The sequence below is a fragment of the Phreatobacter sp. genome, from assembly GCF_052440005.1.
Taxonomy (GTDB): Bacteria; Pseudomonadota; Alphaproteobacteria; order Rhizobiales; family Phreatobacteraceae; genus Phreatobacter.
Genome location: NZ_JBQVQL010000012.1, coordinates 27,323 through 39,537, shown reverse-complemented (window position 1 = coordinate 39,537; position 12,215 = coordinate 27,323). Strand labels below are relative to the sequence as shown.

The following is a 12,215-nucleotide window of genomic DNA, read 5'->3' as shown; positions in this document are numbered from 1 at the left end:
CTCCTGGGGAATGGTGATCCTCGTCATGCGCCGCTGACCTTCACGGCAGAGTTGGGTTCGATGCGCACGGTCTTCCGGCGGCCGACATGGGCCTTGACCACGTCCCAGATCGGCGGGCCCTGGGTGCCCTGGTTGACGCTCCCCCAGCCGGCGACCGTGTAGGCCTTCGAGGCCTCGAGCGGCTTGCCGGACTTCAGCAGTGTGAGGTCGGAGATGCGCCGGCCCATGGTTGCCGAGACGTCGATCGCGTAACCGACGCCGCCGACGCGGACCATGTCGCCGCCGCCCTGGAAATAGGGGTCGGGGTGAAAGATGTTATCGGCGACGTCTTCGAGAACGTCCTTGAGCTGGGCGCCGGTCATCTCCATCCGGTAGCAGGCGGGGTAGGTGATGGCGGTGGCGTTGGAGATCGCCTCGAAGGTGATGGGGTCGCCCGGCAGGAGCGTGCCGCCCCAGCGGAAGCCGGGGGTCAGTGCGATCTCGGCGTCGCGCTCGGCGAGCATGGTCTCGGCGATCAGGTCGTCGAAGGTGCCGTTGAAGTTGCCGCGCCGGTAGAGAAGGCTGTCGGTGCGGCCGATCTCCTCGCCGAGCGCCGCGGCGAAGGGCTTGCGGATGGTGTCGATGAGCCCCGCCATGGTCGCGTCGGGCCGGATGGCGTCGGAAAAGACCGGCATCAGCTTGTAGCGATAGCCAGCGATCTTCCTGTCGCGGATGTCGAGGTCGAGGCGGGAGACGAACTTCCCGTGCGAGCCGGTGGCGACGAGGATCGTCCGGCCGGCCGTCACCACACCGGGCATGGCGTCGTGGGTATGGGCGGTGAGGATCACGTCGATGCCGTTGACGCGGGTGGCGAGCTTGGCGTCGACGTCAAAGCCGTTGTGGGAGAGAAGCACCACCACGTCGGCGCCGTCGGCACGGGCCTCGTCCACCTGCTTCTGGACGTCCTCCTCGCGCAGGCCGAACTCCCATTTGGGGATCATCCAGCGGGGATTGGCGATCGGCGTGCGCGGGAAGGCCTGGCCGATAACGGCGATCCTGGCGCCGCCTTTCTCGAAGACCTTGCGTGGCTCGAAGACCGCCTCCTGCCATTCGTTGTCGCGGACGTTCTGCGCGAGGAAGGCGGCCTTCGACTTCTCCGCCAGCTCCTTCACGCGGTCCTCGCCATAGGTGAACTCCCAATGGGAGGTCATGGCCTCGACGCCGAGGGCATTCATCACCTGGACCATGTCGTCGCCGCGGGTCTGGAGCGAGGTCCAGGAGCCCTGCCAGGTGTCGCCGCCGTCGAGCAGCAGCACCTTGTCGGTGCCGCGTTCGTCGCGCACTGCGGAGACCAGGCGCGCCACCCGGTCCATGCCGCCCATACGGCCGTAGGTGCGCGCAAGCTGGGTGAAGTCGTCGGCGGTGAGGGCATGGGCCTCGGCCGTGCCGTTGGCGACCTGGAAGAAATCGCGGAAGGCCTGGTCGGTGAGGTGCGGCGGCTTGCCCTTGGCGGGGCCGACGCCGAGATTGATCGAGGGCTCGCGGAAATGGAGCGGTACGAGCTGGGCATGGATGTCGGTGACGTGGAGGATCGTCACCTGCCCCAGGGGCTCGAAGCGGAGGATGTCCGCCTCCGTCAGGCGCTGCTGGGCGGCGGCGCGGCCGAGCGGACCCAGACCCGAGGCCATGGCCAGGGCATGGGCAGCCGCCGTCGCATGCAGGAAGTGCCTGCGCGAGATCATGGGATGTCCTGTCGCGGAAAGGGCGGTGCGGGCGCGGAGAAGCCGCGCCCGGCTGTCGCCTAGCTGACGGTGATGCGGCTCGTCGCCGTGTATTCCGAGCCGTCGTCGTCCTTCCAGACCATCTTCAGTTCGCCGTTCTCCGACGGTTTGAAGAAGAAGGACTGGTAGGGATTGGCGGAGATCGAGGCATGCCAGTCGGCGTCGAAGACCGGCTTGCCGTTGAAGGTCGCCGTGAAGCGGTTGATGATCTTGCGCGGGATCGGCTTGCCGTCCTGGCCGCGGCGCTGGCCGCTCTCCATCTCGTGGGAGATGAGGGTCTTCACCTCGACCGTATCGCCGGCCTTGATGTTGCCGGGCACGCGAACGCGGGGAGTGGGTCTCGTCGACATGGTTCTTTCCTCCCTCAGCCGCCGCAGCCGCCGATGGTGACCTTCACCTCGGCCTTGGTGGTGAACAGCGTTCCGTCAGACATTTCGGCGACCGCGACGATGTTCTGCGTCTGCGCGAGGCGCATGCGGGTGGAGGCGGAAGCCCGGCCCGACAGCGGCGAGAAGCGGAAGGTGAAGACGCCGGGCAGCGGGTTGCCGTCGGCGAAGACGTGCACCGCCTTGACGTAGTTCTGCTCGGTCATCGGGCTCTCGACGTCGACCGTGATGGGCACCACGAGACCGTTCTCGGCGATCTGCGGGACGTCCAGCTTCACCCGGCCCTCGGCCATGGTCTTGCCGTCGTAGAGCTTCTTGATCTCGGCCTCGACGGCCTTGGCATCGGCCCTCGACAGGCTCGGCGCAATGATGGAAGCGGCCGCCGCGAGGGCCGCCATGCGCAATACGCTGCGTCTCGTCCGATAGACGACTGGACCCGCCATAGGGGACCTCCTTCGTGGTTTCCAACCCGACGGTCCTCTTCCGGAACCGTTCGATCTTCTTCTTGACGCCGCAGGTCCATGCCTGCAAGCTTCGATATATAGGAATATAGTTTTTCGTGAATGTAAAGCGCGAAAGACGACGCCTATCGGATCGCTCCGCCAGAGAGCGACCGGGGAGATCACGGAGGAGACTACCATGGGTCGGATGACGGGGATACGGGCCCTCGTCGCGGCGGCAGCCACCTGTGCCGGCATCGCCGGCGCGCTGGCGCAGACGCAGGACGAGAGTGAGCGGGAGATCGAGCGCTACCGCGCGATGATCAATGATCCGATGGCCAATCCGGGCTATCTGGCGGTCGACCGGGGCGAAGTGCTCTGGGCGCAGGCACGCGGCACCAAGGCGGTCTCGCTCGAGACCTGCGATCTGGGCGAGGGGCCGGGCAAGCTCGAGGGCGCCTATGCCAAGCTGCCGCGCTTCTTCGCCGACGCCGACCGCGTGATGGATCTCGAGCAGCGTCTGCTCTGGTGCATGGAGAAGATCCAGGGGCTGGACACGGCCGACGTCATCCGGCGCCGATTCTCCGGGCCCGGGCGCGCCTCGGACATGGAGGATCTCGTCGCCTTCATCGCCAACAAGTCCAACGGAATGCGCATCGCGCCGCAGAATTCCCATCCGCGCGAGCGCGAGATGACGGCGATGGGCGAGGCGATGTTCTACCGCCGCGCCGGCGCGATGGATTTCTCCTGCGCCACCTGCCATGCGGAACCCGGCAAGCGCATCCGCCTGCAGGGGCTTCCCGATTTCTCCGCGCCCGGCAAGCAGGCGCAGGAGACCATGGGCTCCTGGCCGACCTACCGCGTCTCCCAGAGCGCGCTGAGGACGATGCAGCATCGCCTGTGGGACTGTTTCCGCCAGCAGCGCTGGCCGGAGCCGGCCTATGCCTCGGACGGCCTGACGGCCCTCCAGATGTTCCTGAATGTCCAGGCGGCGGGCGGTGAGATCACCGTTCCCTCCATCAAGCGCTGAGCGGAGGGCCCAATGGTCACGTTCCCGTCCTCCCTTCTCCGCGCCCTGGCCCTCATCGCCTGCGGCACGGTACTCGCCATCACTCCCGCCGCGACGCAGGACCGGCCCGCCGCCGATCCCGCCAGGATGGATGCTCTGATCAGCGGCATGTTCCAGCGGGTGTCGCCGGAATGGCGCGCGCGCGCCGAACTCGATCCGACCCAGCGCACCTGTACCGACCGGCGCAATCATGTGTCGGGCGCCGAAGCAGACGCCATCCAGGCGCGCGAGCGCGCGTCGGTGGTGCTGCCGCCCGACGGCAATTTCCTCGGCGACTGGCGCAAGGGCTTCCAGGTTGCCAACAACGGCCGCGGGTTCCAGTTCTCCGACCCGGCGGGTACGGTCGCTGGCGGCAACTGTTACGCCTGTCATCAGATGGACCCCAAGGAGGTCAGCTACGGTACGCTGGGGCCGAGCCTCGCCGGCTATGGGCGGGAGCGGAACTACGATCCGGAAATGATCCGCGACGCCTATATCAAGATTTTCAACGCCCAGGCCGTCGTCGCCTGTTCGAACATGCCGCGCTTCGGGTCGTCGAAAGTGCTGACGATCGACCAGATCAAGGACGTGCTGGCCTATCTGTTCGACCGCCAGTCGCCGGTCAACCAGCCCTGAGCGAGCACGCCCATGCGCCTTCTCCGCTGGCTGGTTCTGCTCGGATGCCTCGGCATCGTGCCGGTGCAGCCGGCGGCGGCCCTCGAACTCCTGATGTTCGAGCGTTCGGGCTGCCCCTGGTGCCTGCGCTGGAACCGGGAGGTGGCACCCGCCTACGAAGCCTCGGAGGAGGGCCGCCTCGCCCCCCTCCGGCGGATCAACCTGGACAGGGGCCAGCCCCAGGGGCTGGGTCTCGCCATGCCGGTGCACTACTCCCCGACCTTCGTGCTGGTCGACGATGGACGGGAAATTGGCCGCGTGATCGGCTATATTGACGCGTCGACGTTCTGGGGCCTCCTGACCAAGATGGTGCGCGACCACCGAGAACGGTCCGGCACGGAGGCGCCGAAGCCGCCGCAGGGACAGCCAGGATGACAGAGACCATCGTTTCGAAGGCGATCGAGGACGCGCTGCGCGACGGCGAGGAGTATTCCATCGAGCTCGAACAGCTCATGCGCAACGCCCGCGACGCCAGCGACTTCCTGAAGGCGCTGGCCCATGAGAGCCGTCTCCTGCTCCTGTGCCTCATCGCCGAGAAGGAACGCTCGGTGGGTGAACTCGAGACCATCCTGTCGCTTCGCCAGCCCACGGTTTCGCAGCAGCTTGCGCGGTTGCGGTTCGACGGTTTCGTCACCACCCGCCGCGAGGGCACGACGATCTATTACAGCCTCGCCAACGAGAACGTGCGGCAGGTCATCCGCGTCGTGTACGACATCTTCTGCGGCGGCGGCCGTGCGGCCGCCCCGCGCCGACCCGGAACACCGGGCGCCTGACGAAGACGGGGGCGCTCGCCGCTCCCGAGGGAGGACGAATGCAGGGGCTTGCGGCCATCGCCGTCGGGCTGACCGGGCTCGCCGTGGGCTTCGCATGCGGGTTCACCGTCCAGCGGGCCCGCCTGTGCACCTTCGGCGCCGTGGAGGATGCGCTCGTCGGCGGCAACTGGCGGCGGCTCAAGGCCTTTGGCCTGTCGCTCGCCATCGCGATCCTCGGCGTCCAGGCGCTGGTGGTGTTCCTCGGCTTCGATCCCGCCAGCACGACCTATGTTCCTGCGCGACTTGCGCTCCTCGGCACTTTCGCAGGCGCCATTCTCTTCGGCCTCGGCATGGCGCTGGTGGGCACCTGCGCCTTCGGCTCGCTGGTGCGGCTCGGCACCGGTGACCTGCGCAGCCTGGTGACGCTGCTGGTCTTCGCTGTCCTCGCCTATGCCGTGCTGCGCGGCGTGCTGGCGGGCCTGCGGATCGGCACCGTGGAGGCGGTCGCCCTCTCGCTTCCGCCCGGCACGACCGGCTCCTATCCGGACCTCCTCGCGACCTGGCTCGGCCCCCTCTCGCGCCATCTGGCGGGTCCCGTGGTGGCGACCGGGCTCCTCGTGGCGGCGCTGCGGGATGTGCGCCTGCGGCGCTCGCCGCGCCTCCTCACCGCTGCCGTCGTCCTCGGGATCGGGGTCGTCGCCGGCTGGGCGGTGACCGGGCCGCTGGCCGATCCCTTCGCGAGCGAGATCCGGGTGCAGAGCCTGACCTTCGTTGCGCCGGTGGCGCGTGCCCTCTTCGCGCTGGCGACGGGGGAGGGACTTCTCATCGATTTCGGCATCATGACCGTCTTCGGGGTCATCCTCGGCTCAGCGGCCGCTGCCCTCCACGCGCGCGAGTTCCGCTGGGAGGCTTTCGACGACCAGCAGGAAATGCGCCGCCACCTGGCGGGCGCCGCCATGATGGGGGTCGGCGGCGTCCTGGCCGGGGGCTGCACCATCGGCCAGGGCCTGACCGCCGGCTCCCTGCTCGCGGTGTCCTGGCCCGTGGCGGTGATCGGAATGGTGCTCGGCGCGCGGATCGGCATTGCGATCCTGCTGGAGGGGTCGACGATCGAGTGGGTGCGGGCGCTGACGCGCCGCGCAGACGGCCGGCGCTGGCCCGCCGAGTGACCGGTCAGGCCGCGGGCAGCAGGCGGAACGCGCTCCCGTTCGCCTCGGCCCGGCCGAGCCCGCCGCCGGGCAGGTGATAGGCCGAGAAGTGCAACTTCTCCGCGGCCAGTTTGCCGAGAAGACGGCGACGACTGGTGGCGGCCGTCGCACCGTCCTGGTCGAACCCGGTCGTCCAGTCGGGCCTCGCGAAGGACAGAACCGGGTGGGTGAAGGCGTCGCCGACGATGACGAAGGGATCCCCGCCGAGTCGCACCTCGAAGGAGACGTGGCCGGGCGTGTGTCCGGCCGTGTCGATGGCGGCGATGCCGGGCACCACCTCCTCGCCCGGCTTGAAGCGCTTCAACTGCGGCTCGAGAGCCTTGAGCACCCGCTGCGCGCCAGCGGCGAAGGCGTGGCGGTCCTCCGGCAGGCGCCCGTAGACGCCCGCGTCGAACCAGAAGTCCCATTCGGCCTGGGCGATGTGATAGGTCGCGTTCGGGCAGGCGGGCGTATCGAACTCGTCGAGGGCACCCCACAGGTGGTCCGGATGGGCATGGGTGAAGAGCACGTGCTTCACCCGGGCCGGGTCCATGCCGGCACGCTCCATGGAATCGGGAAGGCGGCCGGTGGTGGGGAGGAAGTTCCGCCCGGCGCCCGTGTCGAACATGACGAGCTCGTCGCCGGTCCTGAGCACCGGGACGTTGAGGGCGTTGGTCACCTCGTCCGTCGGCAGGCCGGCGGCCGTCAGGAGGCCGTTGACCTCGTCCCGGGGAGCGTCCCTGGCGAGCATGCTGCCGGGCAGGGTGATGGTGCCGTCGGTGAGCACCGCGAGTTCGGCAGCGCCGAGCCGGGTGCTCGCGACCTGGGCGCGGGCCGGGCCGGCGGCGAGCAGCGCCGCCGTCGTGCCGATAAGGGTCCGTCGTGTCAGCTGCATGTCGTCCTCCCGTGGTCTTTGCCACAGGGTAGCGGATCGTACTTGCATTCGCATATGGAAATATATGCCGGTCATGGCGCAGCGCGGGCCCAGGCGATCGGGCGGGGCCCGCGATGATCGTGCGGAGCCGGCTAGAAGATGCTGTAGCCGCCGTCGACCACCAGGGTCTGGCCGGTGACATAGGACGAGGCGCGGCTCATCAGGAAGACGGCGATGCCGCCGAAATCGGCCGGTGTGCCGAAGCGGCGGACGGGGATGCGCGGCGAAACCGCCTTGACGAAGCGCTCGTCGGCGAAGGCGCCCGCCGTCATGTCGGTCTCGATCCAGCCGGGGAGCACCGTGTTGACGGTGACGCCGTGGCGCGCGAGGTCCACCGCCACGGCGCGGACGAAGGAATTCACCGCGCCCTTGGAGGCCCCGTAGTGCTCGTTCTGCGCCGCCCCCTCGATGGAGGCGACGGAGGAGGTTGCCACCAGCCGGCCGTAGGGGTCGCCGGCCTTGGCGCGCTCCACCATGTGGCGGGCAGCGAGCTGGAAGCAGTGGGCGACGCCCTCGACATTGGCCGTCATCACGCGGCGCCAGTCGTCCATGTCGCGGTCGATGAAGGGGCCCTTGGTCCGTCCCGTGATCCCGGCATTGGCGAAGAGGCCGTCGACGCGGCCGAACTCCGCGAGGGTCGCGGCGAAGGCCTCCTCGACGGAGGCGCGGTCGGCGACGTCGCAGAAACGGGCGGAGACCTGGCCGCCGGTCGCCTTCAGCCGGGCCACCGCCGCCTCGTTCTTTTCCGCGTTGCGGCCCCAGATCGACACGGCGCAGCCGCTGCCGGCCAGCGCCTCTGCCATACCGAGGCCGATGCCGCCGTTGCCGCCCGTGACGACGGCGACGCGGCCGGAGAGATCGAAGAGGGTCGACATGGGGCATCCTCGCGCGGCTGAGGGGCGCCATCGGACCTGCCGGCAGGCGCCGCCGTCAATACGGCCGTGCGGAAGAGGGGGAACTCAGCGCGGGGCGAAGGCTGCGGGATCGCGGCGGCGCATGATCCAGAGCACGAGGGTCGCGGCCGCCACCATCCAGATCTTGCCGAGCACGAGGCCGGGCAGGAGGCTCACGGAGCCGAAAGCGAGCCACAGGAAGAGTGTGGAATCGATGACCGTGCCGACGAGGCTCGAGGCCCAGACGGCGGCGATGAGGCGCTTCTTCGCCAGCGGCGTGTAAACCGCGGTGTCCGCCAGCTCCGAGAAGAGGAAGGCAGCGCAGGAGGCGAGCGCCAGGGCAGGGGCCGCCACCGCCCAGGAGAGGGCCGCGCCGAAGACGATGCCGGCGAGGGACCACAGCACGCCGAGCCGGCGCTGCACGAGGTCGCGCAGCACCAGGGCGAGGCCGATCATCAGCACGCCGCTCGGCGCCATCAGCCCGAAGCCGACAGGGATAAGGCAGGGGCCGTTCGGCACGCAGACCGTGCCGGCATTGGCGATGAGCCAGTTGGCGGCGGGAATGGTGGCGACGAAGCCGGCGAGGGCGAGATAACCGAGCATGACCAGAAACGCGTTCAGGGGAAGGCGCCTCCATAACGGCAAGGGCGCGTCCCGTCATCCCTCAACTGCGCAACTCTGCCGCCGGCGGGGTCGTGACCCGCGGCCGCGAATGCCCTAAACCGTCGCCATGACCCCGTCGAGCCCACCCCAGCCCGCCTCCCATGCCGCCCCTGAGGCTGGTCGCGGACCGCGGCGCATTCTCGGCCATCTCGGCGCGACCTTCGCCGGGGCGCTGCAGCGCCTGTTCCGCCCGGTGCGGCCCGGCGCGTCGCCGGCGCTTCACCTCTTCGACAGTGGCGCCGAGCGCTTCTGCGCCGCCCTCCTGGCGCTGGCGCTGATCCTTGCCGGCATGGCCTATCTCGACCCGATCTTCCAGGGCGTCAGGGCCTATACGTCGGGAACCAGCGCCATCGTCTGGGAGGCGGTGACCGATGTCGGCAAGTCCGCCTGGGTGCTGATCCCGAGCGGGGTCGCCATCCTCGTCATCTTCACGGTGGTGCGCCCGGTGCGTGGCTTCGCCGACAAGGTGATGCTGGCGCTCGCCGCAAGGCTCGCCTTCGTGTTCATCGCCGTCGGAGGCTCGGGCCTGATCATCACCATCGTCAAGCGCATCATCGCCCGCGGCCGGCCGCGCTATTTCGAGGAGTTCGGCGCACTGCACTTCCAGTTTCCGAGCTGGGCGTCGTCCTATGCGAGCTTTCCCTCGGGCCATTCACAGACGGCCTTCGCCATCGGTCTGGCGTTCGCGGCGCTGTTTCCGCGCTGGCGCAAGGCCTTCATCACCGCGGCGGCGGTGGTCGCCTTCAGCCGGATCGCGGTGGACGCGCACTATTTCACCGACATCGTCGTCGGCTCGCTCTGGGGTGCCTGGTTCACGCTGATGACGCGCGACTGGTTCGCGCGCCGTGCCATCGTGTTCACGCCGGGGCCGTCACGCCGGCCGTTCCCCATGCCGGCGCGGCGGGTGCGGCAGGCGCTCGGCCGGATGGTCGGACGCCTCGCCGGCTGAGGTCAGCCGGCCGCCTTCACGCGCTCGAAGCCGGCGGCGAGGTCGGCCTGGAGGTCGGCGACGTCCTCGAGCCCGATCTGGAAGCGCAGCGCCGTGCCGCCGGGGTTCCAAGTGGTCGCGGTGCGGTAGGGTGCGCAGTCGAAGGGCACGACGAGGCTCTCGTAGCCGCCCCAGGAATAACCCATCCCGAACAGTTCGAGCCCGTCGAGGAAGGCGCCGATCTGCCGTTCGGTCAGCGGATGGAGGATGACCGAGAAGAGGCCGGACGCGCCCTTGAAGTCGCGCTTCCAGATGGCGTGGCCGGGATGGGAGGGGAAAGCGGGGTGCAGCACCGTCTTCACCTCGGGGCGCTGCGACAGCCATTCCGCCATGGCCATGCCCTGGCGGTTGGCCTCGTCGAGGCGCAGCTTCATGGTGCGCAGGCCGCGCAAGGCGAGGAAGCAATCCTCCGGCCCTGCGCCGACGGCGGTCAGCTCGGCCGTCTCCTTCAGCATGGGCCAGGCGCGCTCATTGGCGGTGACGAGGCCCATGAGGAGGTCGGAATGGCCGCCGAGATACTTGGTGCCGGCCTCGATGGCGATGTCGGCGCCGCGCTCGTGGGGCGGGAAATAGAGGGGCGTCGCCCAGGTGTTGTCCATCACCACCAGCGCGCCCTTGGCATGGGCGGCGGCGGCGATGGCCGGGATGTCCTGCATCTCGAACGACTGGGAGCCGGGGGCCTCGGTGAAGACCACCGTGGTGTTGGGCCGCATCAGGTCGGTGATCCCGGCCCCGATCAGCGGGTCGTAATAGGTCGTCTCGATGCCGAAGCGCTTCAGGACGCCGTCGGCATATTGCCGGGTCGGGCGATAGACGGAATCGGTGACCAGCATGTGGTCGCCGGCCTTGAGGCAGGACTGTAGGGCGATCGCTATGGCGGCGAGGCCGGAGGGGACCAGCACCGTGCCAGCGGCGCCGGAAAGGTCCGTCCAGGCCTCCTCGAGGGCGCGCGTCGTCGGCGTTCCCTTGGTCCCGTAAACGTACTTCTGGCGGCGGGCCTTCAACTCCTCGTAGGTGGGGTAGAGAACCGTTGAGCCCCTGTAGATCGGCGTATTGACGAAGCCGAACTGCTCGGCCGGCTTGCGGCCGCCGAGGACGAGTCGCGTGCGCTCAGACAGGCGCTTGGAATCGGAAGAGCCAGCCATACCTGCCTCGAATTGTTGGGAAAGTCGTCAGAAGGAAAGATTCTCCCCCGGCGGGGGCGCGGCCATTTCCGCGGCGAAATGGTCTCCCGTCAAGCCCTTGACCCCGCAGGCGAGATGGCCTGAGATGCAGAAATGCGGGGTCTTCGGGATGAATGTCCTCGACGACGGTGCCTTCCAGGTGCCCGCAAAGACAACAAACAATCCACATTCAGAGTGGGAAAGGCTGCCACCATGAAACGTATCGTCTCAACGCTCGCGCTCGGAGCCGCGCTCGGCCTCGGCGCCACGGCTGCGCTGGCTCAGGCGCCCTCGACGCTCCGCAACATCCAGAACAAGGGCTTCGTCCAGTGCGGCGTGACCCAGGGTCTCGCCGGCTTCTCCATGCCGGACAGCGCCGGCAACTGGACGGGCCTCGACGTCGACCTCTGCCGCGCTCTCGCCGCCGCCATCTTCAACGACCCGACCAAGGTGCGCTTCTCGCCGCTCTCGGCCAAGGACCGCTTCACCGCCCTGCAGTCCGGCGAGATCGACGTGCTGTCGCGCAACACCACCTGGACGCTGCAGCGCGACACCTCGCTCGGCCTGAACTTCGCCGGCATCAACTACTATGACGGCCAGGGCTTCATGGTCCGCAAGTCGCTCAACGTGAAGAGCGCCCGCGAACTCTCCGGCGCCTCGGTCTGCGTGCAGACCGGCACCACCACCGAGCTCAACGTCGCCGACTTCTTCCGGGCCAACAACCTGAAGTACGAGCCGGTGGTGTTCGCCAGCGCCGACGAGACGATCAAGGCCTATGATTCCGGCCGCTGCGACGTGTTCACCACGGACGCCTCGGGCCTCTATGCCGAGCGCGTGAAGCTCGCCAAGCCCGACGACCACGTGGTTCTGCCGGAGATCATCTCCAAGGAGCCGCTCGGCCCGGTGGTCCGTCACGGTGACGACCAGTGGCTCGACGTCGTGAAATGGGTCCACTACGCCATGATCACGGCCGAGGAGCTCAACATCACCAAGGCCAATCTCGACCAGATGATGCAGTCGACCAACCCCGAGATCCGGCGCGTGCTCGGCGTCGAGGGCAATGGCGGCGAGGCCCTCGGTCTGACCAAGGACTGGGTGGTCCGCATCGTCCGCCACGTCGGCAACTATGCCGAGGCCTTCGACCGCAACGTCGGTCCGTCGACCCGTCTCGGCATCTCGCGCGGCCTGAACGCCCTGTGGACCAAGGGCGGCCTGCAGTACGCTCCGCCCATCCGCTGAGCGCGCTTAAAATATCGGCGCTGAGCGACTAGACACGATCATCGTCCCGGGTCCACGATCCGGGACGGTATTCCGGCGAAGACAACC

General features: G+C 68.6%; 14 protein-coding genes. 7 read left to right on the top strand and 7 right to left on the bottom strand.

The features are described from left to right. Nucleotides 1-23 precede the first annotated feature (23 nt). From soxB to soxY, 3 genes are read right to left on the bottom strand one after another with little or no spacing between them, the layout of a single operon-like run. Nucleotides 24-1,721 carry a thiosulfohydrolase SoxB gene (gene soxB, locus ACT6XY_RS04995; RefSeq protein ID WP_444747226.1) on the bottom strand — a complete coding sequence of 566 codons (1,698 nt, stop codon included), beginning with the start codon at nucleotides 1,719-1,721 and terminating at the stop codon, nucleotides 24-26. Nucleotides 1,722-1,780: 59 nt separating this feature from the next. Next, nucleotides 1,781-2,110 (bottom strand): thiosulfate oxidation carrier complex protein SoxZ, encoded by a 330-nt coding sequence (soxZ, locus tag ACT6XY_RS04990; RefSeq protein ID WP_444747225.1) that lies wholly within the window; start codon nucleotides 2,108-2,110, stop codon nucleotides 1,781-1,783. 14 nt (nucleotides 2,111-2,124) lie between these two features. Further along, nucleotides 2,125-2,589: a thiosulfate oxidation carrier protein SoxY gene (gene soxY, locus ACT6XY_RS04985; protein WP_444747224.1), complete on the bottom strand. Its 465-nt coding sequence runs from the start codon at nucleotides 2,587-2,589 to the stop codon at nucleotides 2,125-2,127. Between the two features lie 205 nt (nucleotides 2,590-2,794). Here soxY and soxA point away from each other — a divergent pair, with 205 nt between their 5' ends. The 5 genes from soxA to ACT6XY_RS04960 are packed head-to-tail and all read left to right on the top strand — an operon-like array spanning nucleotide 2,795 to nucleotide 6,230. Further along, nucleotides 2,795-3,616, top strand: a complete 822-nt coding sequence (gene soxA, locus ACT6XY_RS04980; RefSeq protein ID WP_444747253.1) for a sulfur oxidation c-type cytochrome SoxA — start codon at nucleotides 2,795-2,797, stop codon at nucleotides 3,614-3,616. 12 nt (nucleotides 3,617-3,628) lie between these two features. Continuing rightward, nucleotides 3,629-4,270 carry a sulfur oxidation c-type cytochrome SoxX gene (soxX, locus tag ACT6XY_RS04975; protein ID WP_444747223.1) on the top strand — a complete coding sequence of 214 codons (642 nt, stop codon included), beginning with the start codon at nucleotides 3,629-3,631 and terminating at the stop codon, nucleotides 4,268-4,270. Nucleotides 4,271-4,282: 12 nt separating this feature from the next. Next, nucleotides 4,283-4,684 carry a hypothetical protein gene (locus ACT6XY_RS04970; RefSeq protein ID WP_444747222.1) on the top strand — a complete coding sequence of 134 codons (402 nt, stop codon included), beginning with the start codon at nucleotides 4,283-4,285 and terminating at the stop codon, nucleotides 4,682-4,684. Continuing rightward, entirely contained in the window at nucleotides 4,681-5,082 is a 402-nt protein-coding gene (locus ACT6XY_RS04965) for an ArsR/SmtB family transcription factor (protein WP_444747221.1), read from the top strand. Before ACT6XY_RS04970 ends, ACT6XY_RS04965 begins: the two co-directional genes overlap by 4 nt. A gap of 38 nt (nucleotides 5,083-5,120) precedes the next feature. Next, nucleotides 5,121-6,230, top strand: a complete 1,110-nt coding sequence (locus ACT6XY_RS04960; RefSeq protein ID WP_444747220.1) for a YeeE/YedE family protein — start codon at nucleotides 5,121-5,123, stop codon at nucleotides 6,228-6,230. Nucleotides 6,231-6,234: 4 nt separating this feature from the next. Here ACT6XY_RS04960 and ACT6XY_RS04955 read toward each other — a convergent pair whose 3' ends face one another. The 3 genes from ACT6XY_RS04955 to ACT6XY_RS04945 all read right to left on the bottom strand — a co-directional run bounded on the left by ACT6XY_RS04955 (nucleotide 6,235) and on the right by ACT6XY_RS04945 (nucleotide 8,678). Then, nucleotides 6,235-7,143 carry an MBL fold metallo-hydrolase gene (locus ACT6XY_RS04955; protein WP_444747219.1) on the bottom strand — a complete coding sequence of 303 codons (909 nt, stop codon included), beginning with the start codon at nucleotides 7,141-7,143 and terminating at the stop codon, nucleotides 6,235-6,237. 131 nt (nucleotides 7,144-7,274) lie between these two features. Then, nucleotides 7,275-8,057, bottom strand: coding sequence for an SDR family NAD(P)-dependent oxidoreductase (locus ACT6XY_RS04950; RefSeq protein ID WP_444747218.1), 783 nt, complete (start codon nucleotides 8,055-8,057; stop codon nucleotides 7,275-7,277). 84 nt (nucleotides 8,058-8,141) lie between these two features. Next, a complete protein-coding gene (locus tag ACT6XY_RS04945; RefSeq protein ID WP_444747217.1) occupies nucleotides 8,142-8,678 on the bottom strand; it encodes a VUT family protein in 537 nt (178 codons plus the stop codon). A gap of 127 nt (nucleotides 8,679-8,805) precedes the next feature. Between ACT6XY_RS04945 and ACT6XY_RS04940 the strand changes: the two genes are divergently transcribed. Continuing rightward, entirely contained in the window at nucleotides 8,806-9,687 is an 882-nt protein-coding gene (locus ACT6XY_RS04940) for a phosphatase PAP2 family protein (RefSeq protein WP_444747216.1), read from the top strand. A gap of 2 nt (nucleotides 9,688-9,689) precedes the next feature. On the opposite strand, the gene metC is transcribed toward ACT6XY_RS04940, so the two are convergent. Next, complete coding sequence (gene metC / locus ACT6XY_RS04935; protein ID WP_444747215.1) at nucleotides 9,690-10,871, bottom strand: cystathionine beta-lyase; 1,182 nt, start codon at nucleotides 10,869-10,871, stop codon at nucleotides 9,690-9,692. Nucleotides 10,872-11,102: 231 nt separating this feature from the next. Between metC and ACT6XY_RS04930 the strand changes: the two genes are divergently transcribed. After that, the gene (locus ACT6XY_RS04930; protein ID WP_444747214.1) at nucleotides 11,103-12,128 is read left to right on the top strand and encodes an amino acid ABC transporter substrate-binding protein; all 1,026 of its coding nucleotides are present in this window, start codon (nucleotides 11,103-11,105) and stop codon (nucleotides 12,126-12,128) included. The last annotated feature ends 87 nt before the right edge of the window (nucleotides 12,129-12,215 follow it).